Below are 20,421 nucleotides of genomic sequence, written 5' to 3'. Positions count from 1 at the left end.
GATCATGTCCTCCTCCCGCCAGACCCGCAGCCAAAAACTGATCCTGGAAGTCTTGAAGCAGAGCTTGCGGCCCCTCTCGGCCCAAGAGATCTTCCTGGAGTTGCGCAATGCCAACCATAGCGTTGGCTTGGCCACGGTCTACCGGGCTTTGGAGGCTCTGCGCAACGAGGGCAAGCTGCAAGCGGTCAACTTGGGAGATCAGCAGACCTACTATCAGGTTTTGCCCAGCAACGGCCACAACCGCCATCACCTCATTTGCACCGAATGTCGGCGGGTGGTGCCTCTGCCGGATTGCCCAGTGGGAGACCTGGAGGAGCAGCTTGCCAGCCGCTACCAATTTGTCATCGAGTACCATGTGCTTGACTTCTACGGGATCTGCGCCGAATGCCGTGGGGAGAGCAGCTCCAACCCTGGCTCACAGCGATCCTCTTGCCTTGAGGCCAAACCGCAATGATGAACTATCTCTGGACGCTGTTAATCGGATTGGCGGGCGCCCTGATTGCAGTCAAGCTGAGGCTGCCGGCAGGAGCTTTGGTGGGTTCGATGGTAGCAGTGGGTTTGGTCAATGTTTGGGGAGCGATCCCGATCCCCACTCCCCCAGCCGGGATCCGCTTTGTCATGCAGGTGGTGCTGGGCATTCTTTTGGGCAGCAAGCTCACCGCCGATACGCTGTTGGCCTTGAAAGATCTGTGGCGACCGGCCCTGCTCTGTACGGTGATTGCGGTGGGCACGGGAGTTTTGTCGGGGTACTTGATCTCCCGTTGGCTGGGGATCGAGCGCCTGACCGCCATCTTGGGCACCGCTCCGGGAGGCATTTCGGACATGAGCCTGATAGCCCTGGACATGGGGGCGCAAGCCAGCACGGTGGTGGTCATGCACCTGGCCCGCCTGATCAGCGTCATCGTGGTCGTCCCCTGGCTGGTACGGCTGCTGATCCAGCCGGGCACCAGCTAGGAACATCCCTAGAGCAGAGACATGGGGTGGGCTAGACTAAGGAGCGATACAGAACTTAACAACTCAACCTCCGCCTTGGAACTTTTCCCTTCTTCACTCACCTGCCATGGCGACGCTGCGGGATCCCCTTGGAGCGCTGCCCTCTGTTCTAACGTCTCCTCTAGCCAAGGCGATTGGTGGCCCCTGCAACTGTATTGGCAGGGGGAGGCAGATCCGCTACAGCCTGAGTTGGTGCAGGTGGATCCTGTGTTGCGCTTGCTGCTTTTGGGGGATGGCTTGACCACCCGCACTCTGGCTGCCTTGACCCAAGAGCCGATTCAGGCCCATCTGCTCGACACGGGCCGGGTCGAGCTGCTGGCAGAGCAGAGCGCCGCCCCCCAGTCCATGCAACGGCTGACCAAGGATCTGGCGCGGCTGGGATCCCCCTTGCTGCGGCGGCGGGTTTGGCTGTGTGGAGCAACCTCTCAGCAGCCCTTGCTCTATGCCACCTCTTGGTGGAACTCCGACCATCTGGCCCAATACTTGCCCCATCCCGATTTGCCCATTGGCCAAAATCTGATCCAAGAAAAACTGGAGACCTTTCGCGAAGTGCGTCGCCTCTACTATGGCGAAGCCGAGCCAGTTGCCCGGCTGCTCAACTGTCGCGGCCCTTTTTGGGCTAGGCATTATCTTTTGCTGCACCGAGGCCAGCCTTTGACTGTTATTTACGAAGTTTTTTCTTCCCGCCTACAGGCCAGGGTCTTGTCGGGCTAGGGCGACATCCAGCGGCGCACGGCTGCGGTGACTGCGGCTGCCACACCCGGATCCGACTGGGCGCTGGCAGAGATGCGGTGATAGTCCTCTGGGGTCAGTTGATGGGCAGCGATGATCTTGGCGGCTGCGGTTTCAAACTGTTGTTCAATTTGCCGACGTTCCTCGCTGCCCTTGGCCTGCTGCAGGCGAGTTTGGGTGGCCGCCAGAAGGGGCTGCACCGCCAGCAGAGCGCGGGCGAAGCGGTCGACCTGCTCTGGGGAAGGCTTCAAGAAGTCTTCAGAAGGGGCGGCTGGGGCCGAGATCCTCCTTTCCGAGGCGTTGCCCGTCTCGGATGTCTGGGGGACGGTGGCCAGGGAGGGATCCGCGTTGCCGGACAACTGAGGGGCGCCAACAACAGCCGTTTTGCCGGCCACATCCAAACCTTGGGCCGGGATGCGAGCATTCCAAAGGGCCAAGCTTGCCAAACAGAGAGCAGCTCCGCTCAAGACAGCGCTCAAGAGGGCCAGCCAACCGGCAGGGGCCACGGTCGGCTGCGGCACCGGCAAAGGAGAAGGCTGGAGGCTGAGATCGTAGGCCCGGCGCTGCCGGCTGTCGCTGAGGACGCGGTAGGCCTGTTGGAGCTGAAGAAACTCTCGCTGGGCCAATTGCCGCAACCCCTCGGGGAGATCGGCAGGCAGACGATCCGGATGAATCTCGCGCACCCGCCGGCGGTAGACGGCTTTGATCTCCTCCAGGCTGGCTTGGGGAGAAAGCCCCAACTGTTGGTAGTAGGTGGGGAAAACAGACGGAGTAGACATGGAAGACTCAGCTAGAAAACCATCGCCTCGGCAAGTGGGGATCCCTCTCTGTCGCCCAGCATATCCTCCCCGTTTCGGGAAAGCTGCTGGCCCATGCGTGGGGGCTTGCGGACAGGCTTTCCAGGGATGATTCTGGGATCCAGAACAACTTTCTCAAGGGATCCCTGTTTAGAAGCCCCAGAAGCGAGGGGATATGGTCTCAGAGCGCCCACCCTGGCAGCAGCGGCATCGACCGGAGCGGCGGCTGAGCAGGTGCAGCGGCAGACCCACCCGCCTGGCGCGGGATCTCCTCACCGGCTGGAGCTGATGCCGCGCCATACCCGACGCGATTGCGATGGGGATCGGGTAGAGGTGGGCCCACAGTTGAACATCTGGGCGGGCGTTTGCAAGTACAAGCTGAAGAACTTGCACGATCCGGAGTTGCAATGGCTGGCCGCCGAGCTGGGCTGCTGGCTGCAGGTTTCGGTCGAGAAGAAGGTATAGCGGTTAATCCAAGTAGGCGCTCAGCTCCTGCTCCAGGGTGGGCAACTGCACCTCTCCTCGTTCCAGCTCCTCTAGGTCTTGCAGTTGCCTGCGCAGGCGGGCAATCCGCTCTCGTAGATACTCTTTGATGCCCTTGGGCCCCAGGCTGAGGCAACTGCGGCAGATCTCGCCGTAGATTTGGCCGCGGTCGTTATAGACCACCGCCAGCAACACCTGCTGCCCCTTTTTTGGGATAGGGGCGGCCCATCCACCGCAGACGATGCAGGGCACCCGGACATTGCCCCCGTAAATGCTGCGTTCCCAGACAACTCTCACGCGCGGCCTCACTGCAACTTTCGCCCACCAGCATAAAAACTCAGGGGGATCCCTTGCCACCCCGGAGCGCTCGCCAACTCCCCTCTCCCTTTGGGAGAGGGGTCGGGGGTGAGGGCTGGGAGAGGGGCCGGGGGTGAGGGTTGAAAAGGGATCCCTAAAGTCTAGGTGCCAGGCGAGGTGGGCCGAGAGCGATCGATGGTGCGATAGGTGAGGCTGGCCGCTACCTCCAGAGCTTTGGCGGCGTCGCGGAAGTAAAATCCCAGCTCCTCATCCTTTTCGGTGCGGTTGGGTTTATTGAACTTGGCCTTGAACTGCACATTGCAATACATGGCCAACCCCACCAAAACCTCCGACAAACCGTGCTGGTTGATCAGCCGCTCCACATCTGTAAGCAGGCTTTTGATTAGGGCATCGGCTACCGGTTCTGGCAAACTGTCCAGGTCGTGCATCGGGTTTCCTCAGCAAACGAGATGGAGAGCCGGTGGGTCTGGGATCCCGGCTCAACTTCTCCTGATTTTCCTGCATCTTTTTGGGAATGCCCAATCCTGTCGCTAACGCTGCTGCCCCTGCCGGAGCCCCAGGGTAACAACTGGAGGGCTCCCTGGCCGCCTGCTCCAGGCGACGGGCAAGCTCTTTGGAGCCGGGATGCCGCACGCGGTTCAGGTGAAGCAAATAGGCGTACGGCGCATCTGTTTTTGGAGCTTCCCCGCAAGGGACAATGCGAAAATAGGCCAAGCGCAGCGTAGAGTCCAGGTTTGGAGTGGAGCCATGCCGGTAGTTTCTGAATATGCCTTTCCCTTCGAGCACCACCAGAAGTTTTCCCTGGATAACCCCACCATCTCTAGCCCCGGCGTTTCCAAACGGGAATACGTGGCCAGCAGGGTGTTGCAGGGCATGCTCAGCAATCCCCAAACTGCCATTGGCAATCTCTCGCCTGAGCAGCGACAGGCTTTGGTCTACACGGCAGTGTTGTTGGCAGATGAGCTTTTGGCCGCCCTTAGTGCCCAGTGAGGGCTCCCGGCAAGGCTCAGGGCTGACCCAGCCACAGACCGCTAAACCCAAGGGTAAGCAGCGTCAGGGGCAGGCCAAAGCGGAGATGTTCCCCGAACGTTAACACATACCCCTTTCTAGCTGCCGCTTCGACGGTAATTAAATTGGCCACTGCCCCAAACAGAGTCAAGTTACCGGCCAGCGTAGAGCCGGCAGACAGCAACAGCCAGGCCGTCTTTCCCTGCAGCGGGAGCAGCGACTGCAGCAGCAGCACCGCCGGCACGTTGGAGATGAGGTTGGACAAGAGGGCGACAGCGGCCAGCAGCGCCAACGGGGATCCCGCCACCTGCTCCGCCCAGGGCCCCAGACTCGTTCCCCAGCCGGCCAGCAGCTCTCGGGTTGCCCGTGTCAGGATAAACAGCCCGGAGAACATCACCAGCAAGTTCCAGTCCACCTGCCCCAAAAACCGCTCCGGCTTCAGCCGGCGGGTAATCAGCAGCAAGGCCGCCGCCACCAGGGCCGACTCCGCTAGGGGCAGGCCGGCCACAAAGGCCCCAAACAGGCCCGCTGTAATGGCCACGCTCTTGCGCAACAGGGGGGGATAGAGGCGCAGCGGCGTCCAAGGCACCTGGGCGAAGGGCTGCAGCGAGCGCACCTCGGGGTAGTAGAGCCACAGCAGCCCCACCTCCAACAGCAGCCCCACCACGGCAATCGGGGTCATCTGGGCGGCAAACTCCAGGTAGCCGATCCCGGAGAAGGAGCCGATGAGGATGTTCTGCGGGTTGCCGCTCAGGGTGGCTACAGACCCTAGGTTGGTGGCCGCCGCCAAGCCCAAGAGGTAAGGAATAGGGTTCAGCCCCAGCACGGCTGTCACCTGCAACGTGAGGGGGGTAAACACCAGTGCCAGGGTATCGTTGAGGAGAAAGGCCGAGAGCAGCCCGCTGCCGAACACCAGCATGAGCAAAAGGCCAAAGGGACTGCGGCTAACCCGAATCAGGCCCAGCAAAGCTAGCTGGAAGGCGCCGCCCTGGGACAAGCTGGCGTTCACCACCATCATGCTGAGGAGAAAGACAATCGTGGTCGCGTCGATGGCTGCCCAAGCCTCCAGCAGCGGCACTGTTCCTAGGGCAATCAGCAAAGCGGATCCCGCCAGGGCAATCGTGGCCCGGTTCATGCGCAGCCTGGGCAGGGATCCCAGCCCCAGCCCGACATAGCTCAGGAGCAGCACCAGCCAAGACAGCGCTTGTTGCACCTGCCAGCCTCTTAGCCACCCCTAGAACTCGTAGCCAAATAGGCGCGGATCCGCCGGCTGCAAGTCCAGATCCGCCAGGCCGTATTCCGCCCAGCGGCGATCCACCAGACGGGCCACTTGCGGATCCGGGGCAAGCGGTTGCCGCCAGGGGGTGTCGGTTTCCGGGGGGATCTTGGTGGTGGCATCGATCCCCATCTTGCCCCCCAGACCCCGTTTTTCGGTGGCAAAGTCCAGGGCGTCAAAGGGGTTGTCCGGCAGAATAAACACATCCCGCTGCGGATCCACCCGCGAACACAGGCACCAGAGCACCTGCCGCGGATCCCGCACATTGATGTCCTTGTCCACCACGATGACGAACTTGGTGTAGCTAAACTGGGGCAAGGCGCTCCAAAAAGCCAGGGCCGCCCGCCGCGCCTGGCCGGGATAGGCCTTGTCGATGGACAGAATCGCCACCTTGTAGCCCAAGCCCTCCATGGGCAAAAAGAAATCCACGATCTCCGGCACCTGCTGCCGCAGAATGGGGGTGTAAATGCGGTTCAGGGCCAGCGCCATCATGTCGTTTTCTTTGGGAGGCTTGCCGCTGAAGGTGGTGAGGTAGATGGGATCGCGGCGGTGGGTGAGGCAGTGGAAGCGGATGAGCGGAGCTTGCTCGTTGCGAGGGCCGTAGTAGCCGATGTGATCCCCGGCAGGGCCGTCGGGGGCCACCTCCCCTGGCGTGATGGTGCCCTCCAGAACAATCTCGGCGTGGGCCGGCACCTCCAGATCCACCGTCTTGCAGCGGGCCAGGTGTAACCCTTCGCCGGCGTAGAGGCCGGCAAACAGCCACTCCGACAGATCCACCGGCAGGGGCGTAGCCGCCGCCAGGATCACGGCGGGATCCACCCCGATGGCCACTGCCACTTCCAGCTTCCGGCCCAGGGCCGCCGCCTTGCGCAAATGCCGGGTGGCCCCCCGCACCGACAGCCACTGCACCGTCATCGTGTTGCGGCTCTGGAGCTGCAGGCGGTACACCCCCACATTGGGAATGCCATTTTCCGGGTCTTTGGTAACCATCAGCCCCAAGGTCAGCACCCGCCCGGCATCGCCGGGATAGACCCGCAGCAGGGGCAGTTGGGTGAGATCCACCGCCTCACCCAGCAGCACCACCTGCTGACAGGGGGGGAAGAGATCCCGGCTGGGTCGAGCTTGGAAGACTCGGAACAGCGCCTGCCCCAGCTCCAGGGCCTGGGCAAAATTTTTGGGCGGGCGCGGCTGGTAGAGCAAGGCCAGTTTTTTCCCCAGCTCCTCCAGCTCCCGCGGCTGCTCCATCCCCAGCGCCCAGCAGATGCGCTCCACCGTGCCCAAAACGTTGATCAGCAGGGGCATCGAGGATCCCTTCACCCGCTCAAACAGCAGCGCCGGCCCCCCGCAGGCCAAGAGGCGATCGGCGATCTCGGCAATTTCCAGGTCGGGATCTACTTCTGCTGAAATGCGGCGAAGCTGGCCACGGGACTCCAGCAGGGCGATGAAACGGCGCAGATCTCTGGGCATGAAGGGAGCACTCGCGGGGATGAGGATCTCGCTAACTTACTTGTCGCGGCTGAGGGCCAGGCCGCTCATGAAAGGCTTTTGCAGGGCAATGAACACCACCAGCGGCGGAATACTGGCGATGATCGCCCCCAGCATCATGGGGCCATAGGAGGCGGAACTATCCAGGTTGAGCAGGGATTGCAGCCCCACCTGCACCACCTGCCGCTCCCGGCCTTGCACGATCAAGCGGGGCCACAGGTACATATTCCAAGCGTAGACGAAGTGAATCACCGCCTGGGCTCCAATGGCGTTCCAGCTCAGGGGGATCAGCACCTGGGTGAGAAACTGCAGCGGGTTGGCCCCGTCCAGTTGAGCCGCCTCCGCCAGCTCGCGGGGGATGTTGGAAAAATGTTGGCGAAACAAAAACGTCGAGGTGGCGCTGGCCAGAAAGGGCACGATCAGGGCGTAGTAGGTGGATCCCCAGCCCAGGTTGGTGACCAGCCGCAGCAGAGCGATGATCAGAATTTCTGTGGGCATCATCAGGGTAATGAGCACAAAGCCGAAGGCCAGCCCCTTGCCCGGAAAGCGAAAGTAGACAAAGGCCAGCCCCGCCAATAGTGACAAAACCGTTTTGCCCACCGTGATGGCCGTGGCCACGATGGCGCTGTTGACCATGTAATGGCCTAGGTGACGCGCCACCATCACCTGCTGCCAGTTAAAGGCCAACGAGGAGCCAAAGGTCAATTGATAGCGAAATACCTCGGCATTGTTTTGGGTGCTCACGATCAGCGCATACAGCACCGGAAACCCCAGCGCCAAACAGGCCAGCCACAGGCCTAGGTGAACATACCAGCGCTCCGGGATCCAGCGCCGCCAGGACAAGGGAGAAGCCTTTTGGCGCACGGGGCTGGGCTGGGCGGCTAGCGACTGCGGATCCTGCAACAGTTGAGCCATGACACCTCCAGGCAGGGGACGCTTTTGCCCTCTCTGTTGAGGATAATTCGTCAGGGTTAACCCCAGGCTAAAAAGGCCGATCTGACCTGGGTTTCCAGCTTGGCGGGTACTTTTACCGACAAGAGGAAAGGGGTAGAGTAGAACAGCAGTGTCTAGAAGAGGATCCCATGACCCGAGGCTTTGGTCCCTTCGGCAAAATCCAAGAAGCCCTCAAGAAGGCCCAAGAGGTGCGCGACGGCGCTCAAAGGCTGCAAAAAGAGCTAGAAGAAATGGAGATCGTCGGCGAGGCCGGCAATGGGCTAGTGAAGGTGACAGTGAACGGCAACCAGGAGCCCCTCAAGGTCTCTCTGGATCCCCAAGTGCTCCAGGAGCCGGTGGATGTGGTGGAGGACTTGCTCCTGACGGCGATGGTGAACGCCTACACTCAGTCCGCCGAGACGATGCGCAAGCGCATGGAGGAGCTGACCGGAAACATCAGCCTGCCGGGGTTGGGGTTGGGCTGATCCCGGCCAGCCTGGCTTCCTATGTACACTCGCCCTTTGGCTCGCCTGATCGAGGAGCTGCAGCGCCTGCCCGGCATTGGCTCCAAAACAGCTCAACGCCTGGCCTTGCACTTGCTCAACCGGCCTGCTGGCGAGGTCGAGGCCCTGGCCAAAGCCCTGCTGGAGGCTAAGCAAACCGTTAAGCATTGCTCCATCTGTTTTAACTGGTCGGCGGAGGATCCCTGCGAGATCTGTCGCTCGCCGCAGAGGGATCCGTCGACCTGGTGCGTAGTGGCCGATGTCAAGGATCTCATCGCCATGGAGCGCACCCGCGAGTTCAAGGGCCTTTACCACGTTTTGGGGGGTCTGATCTCGCCCATGAACGGGATCGGGGCCGAGCAGTTGCGCATCCGCGAGCTGGTGGCCCGGGTGGCGCGGGAGAAGCCCCAAGAGCTGATCTTCGCCCTCAGCCCTAGCGTGGAGGGGGAGGTCACTATGCACGTGGTTAAAGATTACCTGAAGCCGGTTGCCCCCGGCCTGCGCATGACCCGTCTGGCCTTTGGCCTGCCCATGGGATCCGAGTTGGAGTATGCCGACGAGGTTACCCTGGCCCGTGCCCTAGAAGCGCGGCAGGAGTTTTAGGCCCAGGTAACTGCGGGCTGGGCTTGCCCAGAGCAAGGTGTCCAACCCTGAAGTTGTTGCTAAGGTGAGGACCACGGGTCTTGTCATGGGATCCCGGCACTTACCTGAGGTCAAGAAAGTTCAACCAGCAACGCGGAGAGGGCAGCGATGGCGGATACGGCACAAACTCACCTCAGCTCAGGCACCGTCCAGGGGCTGGACTATGTAGTTCTGGGAGTGGCCTCTTGCTTCCAACGGGATGAGGACGGTCGCCTCAGGGAGGTGTTGGTGGCCGAGCCGGTTCCCGCCGCCGCCCTGGATTGCCTGGCCCAAGAGCGCCGCAGCACTTCCTACTGCCTTCTCTACGCCACTACTTACGCAGAAGTTGTCGACAACGGGATCCCGACTTTGCCCGCCGATGTTTTCCCGCCAGGGGTGGTGCTGGGAGAAGATTTTGTGGAGCGGCTACAAGCGGCGGCCCGTACGTACCGCAGCAAGCCCCAATTTCGTCACATCCCTCTGCACCAGGTCTGCACGCCAGAGAGGGGGGTGTTCAAGCTCCATTTCAGCGCTGAGCCGCGGCGGATTCTCAATGCGGCAATGGAAGTGAGGGATGCCGACAACATCAAGCAGCACCCCCACACCCATCAGCATTTCTAAGCCCGCTAGCAGCTATCGCTACCACATCCCTGTTGCCGAAACTAGGCAAATACATCGAGTCCCACCTCAGGGCCTACCCTTGGAAGAGCAGTTTACAGTGGCTCTCCGAGCATGATCAGAGAGCAGGTGAGGCGTTCTAGGAGGCGAGTGGTCGTGTCGCTGAAGGATAGGCTCCCGCTGGGGTTGCGCCGACGAAAAGAGGGCAGCACCACCAGGTCAAATCCTTGGGCCTCCTGCAAGAGGGTTTTGACGACCTCGTCACTGGCCAAGACCTTGACCTGGACGGGGTAGCCCAAGTCTGGCTGTTGGGCTAGGGATAAAAGCTGCGCCTCCAGCCACTGGCGATCGCTTTCGGGGGTGCTGGCGAAGCAGATGTGAAGCAAGGTAACTTCTCCCTGGCTGGCGGCGGCCAAGATCTGGGCTAGGCGCACCGCCCGAGCCGTCTGCGAGCGAAAGTTTTCCAGCACCACCAGGATCCGCCGCAGCTTGTGGGGGGGATGGAGCAGGCGTGCTACGGCAACTGGGCAATGGGCAGCCCAGAGGACGCTGTTGATGACGCTGCCAAAGAGGCGGGCCTGTAAGCGGGTGGGATCGCTCCAGCCCATGACGATGAGGCTGGCGTTCTGCTCACGGCTGGCGTGGCTGATCCCCTGGGCCACGTGGCTGTCGATGCGGCAGAGAGGGGTGACCTCCACCCCAAAGGGCCGACAAAACTCCGTCGCCCGCTTGAGGAGGTGGTCTCCGTGCTCCAGGGAAGTTTGCAGCAAGGGAGAGTCCATGTGCAGGTGGCCGGTCGCCACCGAGAGGGGAACCACCCGCCCGCCCTCCTGCTTGGCCAGGAGGCAGGCCATCTCCAGCAGGTTTTCCTCGGTTTCGGGATTGGCCAGCGGCACCACGACCACGTAGGGCTGGGGAGGCGGCGCTGCGGAGGCGGGAGCGACTCCTGGTGGAGATGGGAACCGACTCTGTTCCTCCTCCATAGCCATTTGCGTGGCCGCCCGACTGGTCAAAATTGGGCCCAGGGTGGCCGTTACCAACATCAACACCACCACGCTGTTGAGCACGTCTGCATTGAGCAACCCCACGCGGTACCCCACCAGGGTTGCCGCCAAGGTAGCCGCCACCTGGGGCAAGGAGAGCGACCACATCATCAGCTTTTGGGTCGGGGTGTAGCGGTAGAGCCACTGACAGAGTTGGGCAGCAGCGTACTTGCTGAGGCCCAGCCCCAGCAGGATACTCAACAGCAGCCAAAGGGAGCTAAGGGTCTGCAAAAAAGCGCGTAGATCAAGCAACAGCCCTATATCCACAAAGAAGACGGGGATGAACAAGATGCTGCCGACAAAGACGATCTTTTCTTTGACAGAGCCCTCCCGCAGCACATCGTTCACGGCCAGCCCCGCCAGAAAGGCGCCGATGATCTTCTCTACCCCAATCCACTGCGCCCCCAGAGCTGCCACAAACAGAGCCAGCAGCACAAACAAAAATTGGTTGCCCTCTTCGCTGCCGGTGACCCGAAAAAACCGCTGCCCCAGCCAGTCCACCCCAAACAGCACAGCAGCCGCATACAGCAGCAGGGATCCCAGCAGCCGCACCAAGCTCCAGAGGGAAAACTCGCCGCCGTGGATGCCGACACAGACCGCCAAGACCAGCAGCGCGGCAATGTCGGTGAAGATGGTGCCGCCGATGGTGACCAGCACCGCCTCGTTTTTCACCAGACCGTAGCGGCTGACGATGGGGTAGCCCAGGGGGGTGTGGGAGGCAAACAGGGATCCCAGCAGGATGGCCGCGTTCCAGCCAAAGCCAAACAGCCGCCCAATGGCGGTGCCCACGGTTAGGGGAATGGCAAAGGTCAACAAGCCAAAGGTGGCAGAGCGGTTGCGGGTCTGCCGAAATTGCTCCAGGTCGATCTCCAGCCCGGCCACAAACAGCAAATAGACCACGCCGATCTCCGAGAGCAACTGCACCGTCGGCAGCTCTGAAGTCAACAGGTTCAGTCCCTGAGGACCCAGGGCGATCCCCGCCACCAAAAGGCCCACCAACCCCGGCAGGCGCAGCCGCTCAAATAGCGGCGGCACCACCAGGATCACCCCCAGCAACAGAGCAAAGGAGAGGATGGGCTCCTCTTGCACAAGTGAGCGTATGGCCTCCATCGGCTAGGCCCCCGGCTGGACGTCTTCCTGATTATGGAGGCAATCTGCCCAAAGGGCCGCAAGGAGATCTGGCCAGCCCCAACCCACCCTCTCTTGCCTGGGGAAGTTCCCGCTGGCAATACCGACTTGTGCCAGCTCTGGATCCTGCAGCAGGGATTTCTTCCAGAACTCGGCAAGCCTTAGAGAAACTGGTGGCTTTCCGGCTGCAACACCACCTCGTTGGGCACGGCATTGGCAGGCATCGTCAGGACAAAGCGAATCGCCTCGGCAGCCGTGGCAGGGCTGAGCATTTTGTCCCGCTGCACCTTGAGGCTGATGGGATCCCAGAAGGGGGAGTCGATGCCGCCAAAGTAAAACAGAGTAAAGCGTACCCCAAAGCGCTTCAGCTCGTCAGCCATGCACTTGGTAAAACCGACCACGCCAAACTTGGCAGCACAGTAGGCAGAGGCCATGGCCATGGGGTGGCGGCCCAGAATGCCGGGGAAGTTGAGGATGTGGCCGGATTTTTGCTCCCGCATGGCGTTGGCCGCCAGTTGGCTGGTGTAGAAGCTGCCCTTGAGGTTGACCGCCAGCATCCGCTCCAGCTCAACAGGGGTAATGTGCTGGGCAGGCTTGAGGATCCCGGCTCCGGCCAAGTTGATCACCACGTCGATCCGCCCGTGCCTTTGGAGGGTCTGGTTGACCAGGGCCTCCGCCTGAGCGTAATCTGTCACATCGGCAGGGATCCCCAGCCCGGAGGCAGCCCCCAGGGACATCGCTTTCTCCGCCAGCGTGCGCAAGGGATCCTCTCGCCGCGCCGCCAGCACCAGATGGGCTCCGGCCTGGGCCAGGAGAGGCACAAGGGCGCTGCCAATGCCCCCTGTGGCCCCTGTAATGAGAACAACCGCCTGGGACAATGAGGAAGACACGTTACGTTTTTTAAACTCTTCCTCTCATCATACCCAGGGAGTGGCCTTGAGGGACGATCCAGAGAGTTAAACGCGACGCAACCGCAGTCGCTGCACCCATTCTTCCCCAAAGCGCAGCCATTCTGCCATTTTTTCTGGAAGCACCATTTGGTCATCCTGCCAAATGACGAGCTGCGGCCCGAATCCCTCCGCACAGCAAGGAGGATGCTGCTCCAAGAAGTTGAGAAAACTGGGATGGAAGCGCAGGCGAATCTTGGCCTCATCTTCTCCGCGCAAAAGGTAGCGGCGAGAAAACTTGGGATGGTTCTCGAAATTGATATCCTGCATGCCAAAGGCTTTGGCAATGTCATGAAACAGGGGAATATTCGGATGTAGCCGAAAATGAGGTAGCCGTAGATCTTCGCAATAGGCCCAGAAAACAGACTGGCAATGAGTGCCGCGACTCTTGCCCCAGACAATCCTGCGACTCTTGCCCCTGCCGCTGGGGTACCTATACTGATAGTCAAAGGCACCGATCTCAGTTCCATCGATTAGCCGCTTGGACATTGAGTTGTAGAAACGTCGATCGTAGCCTTGTTCAAATAGTTTAAAGCCTGCCTGAAGCAAGCGGGAGCGGATCCCTTGGGGTAGCTCTGCTGAAAACGACATGCCCAGGCTCCTGGCCACCCGCTCCAAAGCTTCCCGACGCTTCTTCTCTAGATAGTCAGCTAGATAGACAACAAGCGCCAGAAGGCCGATAAGAACGAGAACAGAACAAAAATAAAGCCATTCCATTGCAAACCCTCCCTCCAACCTCTAGACTTCGGCGCTCACGCCCAGAATACCAAAAAAAGGGATCCCTCCAGCAAGAAGGGATCCCGTTCAAAAGCCTTGGCCGAGAACTAATGGTTTAGATGAGAATCAGGCGTCGAAATAGAGCGCGAACTCGTAGGGGTGAGGCCGCAGGTTGATGGGGTTGATCTCGTTGTCAATTTTGTACTCGATGTAGGCCTCGATGAGATCTTCGGTAAAGACACCTCCCTCCAACAAGAAAGCGTGATCCTTCTGCAGGTTTTCCAGAGCATCCAGCAGGGATCCGGGCGTGGAGGGGATCTTGGCCAGCTCGTCTGGCTCTAGATCGTAGATGTCTTTGTCCAGGGGCTCGCCGGGGTGGATCTTGTTCTTGATCCCGTCCAAGCCGGCCATCAACATGGCCGAGAAGGCGATGTAGGGGTTGCAGGTGGCATCGGGGCAGCGAAACTCCAGCCGCTTGGCCTTGGGATTTTTGCCCGTGACCGGAATGCGAATGGAAGCCGAGCGGTTGCCCTGCGAGTAGGCCAGGTTTACCGGCGCCTCAAACCCGGGCACCAAGCGCTTGTAGGAGTTGGTGGTGGGATTGGTGAAGGCCAGGATGGCCGGGGCGTGCTTGAGCAGGCCGCCGATGTAGTAGAGAGCCGTTTCGCTGAGATCGGCATAGTTGCCCTCTTGGTAGAACAGGGGCTGACCGTCTTTCCAGAGGGACTGGTGCGTGTGCATGCCGCTGCCGTTGTCATTGAAGAGGGGCTTGGGCATGAACGTCACCGTCTTGCCGTGCTTGCGGGCCACGTTCCGGATCACGTACTTGTAAATCATCATGTAGTCGGCAGCCGTGATCAGATCGGCAAAGCGGTAGCCCAGCTCCCCTTGCCCGCCGGTAGCCACCTCGTGGTGGTGCTTCTCGATAGGCACCCCCAACTTGGCCATCGTCAGCAGCATCTCGGTGCGGAGGTCTTGATGAGCATCGGTAGGCGGGACGGGGAAATAGCCTTCTTTGTAGCGCGGCTTGTAACCGAGGTTGCCGCCTTTTTCCTCCCGGCCTGAGTTCCAGCGGCCCTCAATCGAATCTACGAAGTAGTAGCCGGCATTTTGGGTTTGGTCAAACCGCACATCTTCAAAAATGAAAAACTCTGCCTCTGGGCCAAAGTAAGCCGTGTCGGCAATGCCGGTAGACTGCAGATAGGCAACCGCCCGCGCCGCCAGGCTCCGCGGACAACGGCTGTAGGGCTGGCCAGTGCGCGGCTCGATGATGTTGCAGATGAGGCTGAGGGTGGGCACTTGAAAAAATGGGTCGATCCAGGCCGTCTTGGGATCCGGCACCATGTACATGTCCGACTCGTTGATCGCTTTCCAACCCCGAATGCTGGATCCGTCGAAAGGGATTCCCTCGCGGAAGGTTTCTTCAGTGATCATCGAGGGGTGGAAGGAGACATGCTGCCAGGTGCCGAAGATGTCCACAAACTTGAGATCCACCATCTGGACATCGTTGTCCTGGATCATCTGAAGCACATCTTGGGGCGTGGATGCCATTACTCTCTCCTGATTGGGTTGCGGTTGAGACTGGGGTAATCAAAGGTAGACGGGATCCCCACGCTTCGACTTGAATGGGCCAAAAGCGCTCACCCATCCTAGAAAAGCCGATCTCAGCATTTTGTAGTTTCTGATACGAAATTGCCCTGGCTTTGGCCTTCTGCTCCAGAGGTTGGCCATCGCGCCTCTCAGCCAGGCGTTTCTGCCCTGTTGTCCCCCAGACAGAGACAAAACCCTGTCCCCCTAGCTAGAGGAAAGCGAAAATGGGACTAACAAGCTCCAGCCTCGCCGAGGGTACCAGCTCGTGTTAGGCTAAAACGTAGTCGTTATGAGTTTGGTTTAGTTTTCAGCAACAGCAAGGAGCGACATCGGATGACAGAGCAAAGTCGGGTTGAGAACGTGGTGATTATTGGTTCTGGCCCTGCTGGGTTTACGGCGGCCATTTATGCCGGGCGTGCCAACCTGAAGCCGGTTGTGTTTGAGGGGTTTCAGGTGGGCGGGATCCCGGGCGGGCAGTTGATGACCACCACCGAGGTGGAGAACTTTCCGGGTTTTCCCGAGGGCATCAGTGGCCCCCAACTGATGAAAAACATGCGTGCCCAGGCGCAGCGGTGGGGGGCAGAGCTTTACCCCGAGGACGTCACCTTTGTGGATCTGAGCCAGCGGCCTTTTGTGGTTCGCTCTGACGAACGGGAAGTGCGCACCCACAGCCTGATTATTGCCACCGGGGCCACGGCCAAGCGCCTGCACTTGCCCGGAGAGGAGATCTACTGGAACCGGGGCATGTCGGCCTGCGCCGTCTGCGATGGGGCCATGCCCATGTTTAGGGGGGTGGAGCTGGTGGTCATTGGCGGCGGCGATACCGCCTGTGAGGAGGCCACCTACCTGACCAAGTTTGGATCCCATATCCACATGCTGGTGCGCAGTGGCAAGATGCGGGCCAGCAAGGCCATGCAAGACCGGGTGCTCAACCACCCCAAGATTACCGTCCACTGGCACACGGAGGCGGTGGAGGTTCTGGGCGACGGCCTGCGCCTGACGGGCGTGAGGGTGCGCAACAACCAGACGGGCGAGATCCGGGAGATGGCAGTGGGCGGCCTGTTCTACGCCATCGGCCACAAGCCCAACACCGACTTGTTCAAAGGGCAACTGGAACTGGATGAAGTGGGCTACATTGTCACCCGCCCAGGATCTGTAGCCACCAGTGTAGAGGGCGTGTTTGCCGCCGGGGATGTGCAGGATCACGAGTTTCGCCAGGCCATCACCGCTGCCGGCACCGGCTGTATGGCGGCCATGCTGGCGGAGCGCTGGCTCTCCGAACACGGCCTGGCACAGGAGTATCACGTCGTCCCTCAAAGCCATCTTGAGCCCGCTTCTGCCTCTGCTGTCGAGGTAGAGCCGGAGGGAGACTCGGCTGTTGAGGAGGCCAGTTTTGAGCAGGAGGTGCAAGATGACCTCGACTTCAGCCAGACCTGCCACGAGGGGAGCTATGCCCTGCGGCGGCTCTACCACGAAAGCGATCGCCTGCTGATGGTCAAGTACACCGCCCCCACCTGTGCCCCTTGTCATGCCCTCAAGCTGATCTTGAACAAGGTCATCGAAGAGTTTGCCGACAAGCTGCATGTGGTGGAGATCGACATCGAGAAAGACCCGGAGATCGCCGAGGCAGGGGGGGTCACCTGCACGCCGACGGTGCAGTTTTTCAAAAACAAGGAGCTGGTGGCTCAGGTGGTGGGTGTCAAGCCCAAGTCCCACTACCGGGAGGTGATCCAGGCCAATTTGTCTGAGGCAAAATCAGCTTGAGGTAGTCCCCCTCACCCCCGGCCCCTCTCCCAGCCCCTCTCCCTGAGGGAGAGGGGAGCTAGGCGGCTAGTCGGCAAAGGCGCTGTAGTAGGCACCCTGCAGGGCGGCCAAAGAGACTGACAACAGGGGATCCCCTTCTGCCGTTGTCAACACCAACGGATCCGCAGGCCCGCCCACCTGTCCTAGAAGCTGCCACTGGCCGGGGAGCTGCGACTCTAAGTAGGCTTCCCAAGGAGAGCGCTGGGCCGGGTCCACAGAAACGAGGATGCGGCTGGATCCCTCGCCAAAGAGGGCCTGATCCCAGCGCAGGGATCCAGGAGCTAGGGAGACGCTGGCGCCGCGGCCCCCACTCAGGCAGGCTTCTGCCAAGGCCACCGCCAGCCCTCCCTCGCTGCAGTCGTGGGCGGAGCGCACCCACCCCTGGCGGATGCCGTGGCGGCAGGCCCCTTGCACGCGCTTTTCCAGCTCCAGATCCACGGGGGCAGGACGACCCGTGACCTTGTTGTAGATTGCCGCCAAATACTCGCTGCCGCCCAGGCTGGTGACGGCCTGGGATCCCAAGAGGTAGACGAGATCCCCTTCTTGCTGCCACCCCTGGCCACAGATGAATTTCAAGTCCGGAATGAGGCCCACCATGCCGATGACGGGGGTGGGGTAGATGGCCTGGGATCCCTTCTCGTTGTAGAGGGAGACGTTCCCCCCCGTAACCGGCGTGCCCAGGGCGCGGCAGGCCTCGGCAATCCCCCGACAGGCCAGGGCCAACTGCCAGTACACCACTGGGTTTTCCGGGCTGCCGAAGTTGAGGTTGTCGGTTATGGCTAGGGGATCCGCCCCCACGCAGGAGAGGTTGCGGGCGGCTTCGGCCACGGCGGCCTTGGCCCCCTCGTAGGGATCCAAATACACCCAGCGGCCATTGCCATCTAGGGTGGCGGCAATGGCTTTGCGGGCAGCCTGCAGAGGGGGCACCTCGCCCACGCCAAATTTTTGGGAGCGGATGCGGATAACCGCCGCATCTCCCTGTCCCGGCCAAAGGACGGTGTTGTTTTGCACCTGGTGGTCATACTGGCGGTAGATCCAGGCTTTGCTGGCCAGGGTGGGGCGGGCCAAAAGCTGCAGCAGCACCTCTTGCCAGGCCAGCGTTGCCTGACCTAGGTGAATCCCTTCGCGATCGCAGGGGGGTAGAGTGGCGGGATCCCATTGCCATGCCGCTTGCACATACTCCGGCGGCTCTGGCAACAGGGGGCGGACGTAAACAGGAGTATCCTCCGCCAAGGCCCGCGCCGGCACCCTCACCACGCAGGATCCCTGGTGCCAGATCTCCACCAGCGGCTCGGCAATGACTTCTCCGGCCACGCTGGCCTGCAGGCCCCAGCGATGGAAGATCTCCATTACCTCCGCCTCGCGGCCTTTTTGCACCACCAGCAGCATCCGCTCCTGGGACTCCGAGAGCAAGTATTCCCAAGCCGCCATGCCGCTTTCCCGCGCCGGCACGCGGTCGAGGTCAAAGCGGATCCCCACCCCTCCTTTGGCGGCCATCTCTGCGGTGGAGCAGGTGATCCCGGCTGCCCCCATGTCCTGGGCCGCCACCACCGCTCCCGTGGCAAAGGCCTCCAGGCAGGCCTCGATGAGACATTTGCCCAGAAAGGGATCCCCCACCTGCACCGCCGGCCGATCCTGCTGCGCGTCCTCCTTGAGCTCGGCGCTGGCAAAGCTGGCCCCGCGGATCCCGTCCCGGCCGGTGGTGGCGCCGACGTACAAGATCGGGTTGCCCACTCCCCGCGCTGCCGACTTTACCACCGCCGGCGTCTCCAGCAGGCCCAGGGCCATGACGTTGACCAGGGGGTTGCCGCTGTAGCAGGGATCCACCGCCACTTCCCCCCCCACCGTGGGCACCCCCACGCAGTTGCCGTAGTGGGCGATCCCCTCCACCACCCTGGCCATGAGGCGGCGGTTGCGGGGATCCGTGAGCGGCCCAAAGCGCAAAGAGTTCAACAGCGCAATGGGGCGGGCGCCCAGGGTAAAGATATCCCGCAGGATGCCCCCCACCCCGGTGGCCGCCCCCTGGAAGGGTTCCACGGCGGAAGGATGGTTGTGGGACTCGATCTTAAAGGCCAGCCAGTCCCCATCCCCCAGATCCACCACGCCGGCATTTTCCCCCGGCCCCACCACCACCCGCTCGCCCGTGGTGGGAAAGTGCTTTAGCAGAGGGCGGGAGTTCTTGTAGCAGCAGTGCTCCGACCACATCACCCCAAACATGGCCAGCTCGGTGGGGTTGGGATCCCGGCCCAGTTGCTGCTGGATCTGGCGGTATTCCTCTGGGGAAAGGCCGTGGGCTTTCAGGTCTGGCGGGGCAGAAGCGGAGGTCATAGCGTTCAAGGTTTACCTAATTCGCCAGGAAGGCGTGCCCTGTACCCCCCTATATCCCCCCGTACACGGGGGGACTGGGGGGCCGGTCAGGGTCGGGATGAATGGCGAAGACACTCATGAACAGATATCGTAATCTCATGTGCGAATTGCCTACCAGTACCGCTTGCGCCCTACTTCTAGCCAAGTCGCCCTAATGGGTGAGTGGCTGGAGTTGTTGCGTAAACAGTACAACTATCGCTTGGCGGAGCGCTTCCGCTGGTGGGAGCAAAATCGCTGCGGTATCCATGCTTGCTCCTTAACGGTCTGTCATCTGCCTGAGTTGAAGGAGCAGCCCGACTTGTACTCGCAGCAGCGGGACTTGCCCAATACCAAGGCTTTGTTTCCTGAATACCGAGAGATTTATTCCCAGGTGCTCCAAGACTGCATACGGCGGGTACAAAGGGCCTTTGATAGATGGATCAAAGGTGACTCCAACGGCAAGCGGGCAGGAAGGCCGAGATTTAAGGGTGTTGGGCGGTACCGCTCCTTTACCTTCCCCCAAATGAAGCAGGACTGCATTCGAGGGAAGTTTATCCATCTGCCCAAAATTGGGCCGGTTAAGCTGATCCAGCACCGTCCTTTGCCCGACGGTTTTACGATCAAGACTGCTACCGTTACCCGCAAGGTTGATGGGTGGTACAGCCTGTTAAGGGCTCAAGGGGTACAATAGCAGCACTTAGCAAACCAACTTCGGAAGGAGGATGGATTGATCAGTAGTAAAGAAGTCTTCACTATCTGCTCCATGCTATATTTCCCAATTCTGCAAAGCTGCCGAGTAAAATGCTTCAACACTGACCACATCATCTCAATGGGATTCAACTCCGGCGCATACACAGGCAGGTATAGGATTCGTGCTCCTGTCCCCCTAATCAATTCCTCAACTTCCCGACTCTTGTGGATATTCAAATTGTCCATAATCACAACCTTCCTCGCATCTAGCTTCGGACATAACTCGCTTCTCAAAAACTCCAAAAAGTCCTCTTTCTTCATCCCACCCTTGATGACACGACAGCCAACTACACCTCTCAAGGAAATAGCTCCAATAACCGTATACTTTTC

General features: G+C 60.8%; 21 protein-coding genes and 1 pseudogene. 10 read left to right on the top strand and 12 right to left on the bottom strand.

What is annotated here, in order from left to right; translation table 11 throughout:
* Positions 1-4: 4 nt before the first annotated feature.
* Genes NW846_RS00965 through NW846_RS00955 form a run of 3 tightly spaced genes read left to right on the top strand, consistent with a single transcriptional unit; the run spans position 5 to position 1,707 of the window.
* A complete protein-coding gene (locus NW846_RS00965) occupies positions 5-454 on the top strand; it encodes a Fur family transcriptional regulator (protein WP_011430231.1) in 450 nt (149 codons plus the stop codon).
* Positions 451-954, top strand: coding sequence for an AbrB family transcriptional regulator (locus tag NW846_RS00960; RefSeq protein WP_228375487.1), 504 nt, complete (start codon positions 451-453; stop codon positions 952-954). The genes NW846_RS00965 and NW846_RS00960 overlap by 4 nt, the downstream gene beginning before the upstream one ends.
* A 21-nt stretch (positions 955-975) precedes the next feature.
* Positions 976-1,707, top strand: a complete 732-nt coding sequence (locus NW846_RS00955; RefSeq protein WP_414515126.1) for a chorismate pyruvate-lyase family protein — start codon at positions 976-978, stop codon at positions 1,705-1,707.
* On the opposite strand, the gene NW846_RS00950 is transcribed toward NW846_RS00955, so the two are convergent.
* Entirely contained in the window at positions 1,704-2,504 is an 801-nt protein-coding gene (locus NW846_RS00950) for a DnaJ domain-containing protein (RefSeq protein WP_099812143.1), read from the bottom strand. The two genes, NW846_RS00955 and NW846_RS00950, sit on opposite strands and share 4 nt — an antisense overlap.
* Before the next feature lie 306 nt (positions 2,505-2,810).
* Here NW846_RS00950 and NW846_RS00945 point away from each other — a divergent pair, with 306 nt between their 5' ends.
* Positions 2,811-2,987, top strand: coding sequence for a hypothetical protein (locus NW846_RS00945; RefSeq protein WP_414346015.1), 177 nt, complete (start codon positions 2,811-2,813; stop codon positions 2,985-2,987).
* Positions 2,988-2,990: 3 nt separating this feature from the next.
* Here NW846_RS00945 and NW846_RS00940 read toward each other — a convergent pair whose 3' ends face one another.
* Both NW846_RS00940 and NW846_RS00935 read right to left on the bottom strand, forming a co-directional pair.
* On the bottom strand, positions 2,991-3,302 hold the full coding sequence (locus tag NW846_RS00940) for a hypothetical protein (RefSeq protein WP_414346013.1): 312 nt from the start codon (positions 3,300-3,302) through the stop codon (positions 2,991-2,993).
* Positions 3,303-3,463: 161 nt separating this feature from the next.
* A complete protein-coding gene (locus NW846_RS00935; protein ID WP_011430225.1) occupies positions 3,464-3,751 on the bottom strand; it encodes a hypothetical protein in 288 nt (95 codons plus the stop codon).
* 319 nt (positions 3,752-4,070) lie between these two features.
* Between NW846_RS00935 and NW846_RS00930 the strand changes: the two genes are divergently transcribed.
* Positions 4,071-4,313 (top strand): hypothetical protein, encoded by a 243-nt coding sequence (locus NW846_RS00930; protein ID WP_414346011.1) that lies wholly within the window; start codon positions 4,071-4,073, stop codon positions 4,311-4,313.
* A gap of 16 nt (positions 4,314-4,329) precedes the next feature.
* Here NW846_RS00930 and NW846_RS00925 read toward each other — a convergent pair whose 3' ends face one another.
* Genes NW846_RS00925 through NW846_RS00915 form a run of 3 tightly spaced genes read right to left on the bottom strand, consistent with a single transcriptional unit; the run spans position 4,330 to position 8,007 of the window.
* Positions 4,330-5,544: an SLC13 family permease gene (locus NW846_RS00925; RefSeq protein ID WP_011430221.1), complete on the bottom strand. Its 1,215-nt coding sequence runs from the start codon at positions 5,542-5,544 to the stop codon at positions 4,330-4,332.
* A 21-nt stretch (positions 5,545-5,565) separates the two neighbouring features.
* Entirely contained in the window at positions 5,566-7,074 is a 1,509-nt protein-coding gene (locus tag NW846_RS00920; protein ID WP_099812145.1) for a UbiD family decarboxylase, read from the bottom strand.
* 36 nt (positions 7,075-7,110) lie between these two features.
* Positions 7,111-8,007, bottom strand: a complete 897-nt coding sequence (locus NW846_RS00915; protein ID WP_099812146.1) for a carbohydrate ABC transporter permease — start codon at positions 8,005-8,007, stop codon at positions 7,111-7,113.
* Between the two features lie 167 nt (positions 8,008-8,174).
* Here NW846_RS00915 and NW846_RS00910 point away from each other — a divergent pair, with 167 nt between their 5' ends.
* The 3 genes from NW846_RS00910 (at position 8,175) to NW846_RS00900 (ending at position 9,770) form a co-directional block, all read left to right on the top strand.
* Positions 8,175-8,510: a YbaB/EbfC family nucleoid-associated protein gene (locus NW846_RS00910; RefSeq protein ID WP_011430218.1), complete on the top strand. Its 336-nt coding sequence runs from the start codon at positions 8,175-8,177 to the stop codon at positions 8,508-8,510.
* A gap of 21 nt (positions 8,511-8,531) precedes the next feature.
* Positions 8,532-9,131 carry a recombination mediator RecR gene (gene recR / locus NW846_RS00905; protein WP_011430217.1) on the top strand — a complete coding sequence of 200 codons (600 nt, stop codon included), beginning with the start codon at positions 8,532-8,534 and terminating at the stop codon, positions 9,129-9,131.
* Positions 9,132-9,278: 147 nt separating this feature from the next.
* Entirely contained in the window at positions 9,279-9,770 is a 492-nt protein-coding gene (locus NW846_RS00900) for a hypothetical protein (protein ID WP_011430216.1), read from the top strand.
* Positions 9,771-9,862: 92 nt separating this feature from the next.
* Here NW846_RS00900 and NW846_RS00895 read toward each other — a convergent pair whose 3' ends face one another.
* The 4 genes from NW846_RS00895 to glnA form a co-directional block, all read right to left on the bottom strand.
* A complete protein-coding gene (locus NW846_RS00895; RefSeq protein WP_240527670.1) occupies positions 9,863-11,899 on the bottom strand; it encodes a cation:proton antiporter in 2,037 nt (678 codons plus the stop codon).
* A 200-nt stretch (positions 11,900-12,099) separates the two neighbouring features.
* Complete coding sequence (locus NW846_RS00890) at positions 12,100-12,828, bottom strand: SDR family oxidoreductase (protein WP_099834908.1); 729 nt, start codon at positions 12,826-12,828, stop codon at positions 12,100-12,102.
* A gap of 66 nt (positions 12,829-12,894) precedes the next feature.
* On the bottom strand, positions 12,895-13,602 hold the full coding sequence (locus tag NW846_RS00885) for a hypothetical protein (protein WP_414346005.1): 708 nt from the start codon (positions 13,600-13,602) through the stop codon (positions 12,895-12,897).
* Positions 13,603-13,728: 126 nt separating this feature from the next.
* Positions 13,729-15,153 carry a type I glutamate--ammonia ligase gene (gene glnA / locus NW846_RS00880; protein WP_414346002.1) on the bottom strand — a complete coding sequence of 475 codons (1,425 nt, stop codon included), beginning with the start codon at positions 15,151-15,153 and terminating at the stop codon, positions 13,729-13,731.
* Between the two features lie 372 nt (positions 15,154-15,525).
* On the opposite strand from glnA, the gene trxB reads away from it, so the two are divergent.
* On the top strand, positions 15,526-16,956 hold the full coding sequence (trxB, locus tag NW846_RS00875) for a thioredoxin-disulfide reductase (protein WP_414346000.1): 1,431 nt from the start codon (positions 15,526-15,528) through the stop codon (positions 16,954-16,956).
* Positions 16,957-17,022: 66 nt separating this feature from the next.
* On the opposite strand, the gene purL is transcribed toward trxB, so the two are convergent.
* Positions 17,023-19,323, bottom strand: coding sequence for a phosphoribosylformylglycinamidine synthase subunit PurL (gene purL / locus NW846_RS00870; RefSeq protein WP_414401520.1), 2,301 nt, complete (start codon positions 19,321-19,323; stop codon positions 17,023-17,025).
* 139 nt (positions 19,324-19,462) lie between these two features.
* Between purL and NW846_RS00865 the strand changes: the two genes are divergently transcribed.
* Positions 19,463-20,032, top strand: coding sequence for an RNA-guided endonuclease InsQ/TnpB family protein (locus NW846_RS00865; protein WP_011430209.1), 570 nt, complete (start codon positions 19,463-19,465; stop codon positions 20,030-20,032).
* Here the strand turns inward: NW846_RS00865 and NW846_RS00860 are convergent.
* Positions 20,017-20,421, bottom strand: a pseudogene (locus NW846_RS00860) (IS630-like element ISSoc15 family transposase); the annotation flags it as partial. The gene NW846_RS00865 and the pseudogene NW846_RS00860 overlap by 16 nt on opposite strands.

Origin of the sequence: Synechococcus sp. W60.3, from assembly GCF_047502615.1 — a bacterium.
Taxonomy (GTDB): domain Bacteria; phylum Cyanobacteriota; class Cyanobacteriia; order Thermostichales; family Thermostichaceae; genus Thermostichus.
Note: the sequence above shows the minus strand (reverse complement) of the source record. Positions and strands in the feature narration are given on the sequence as shown.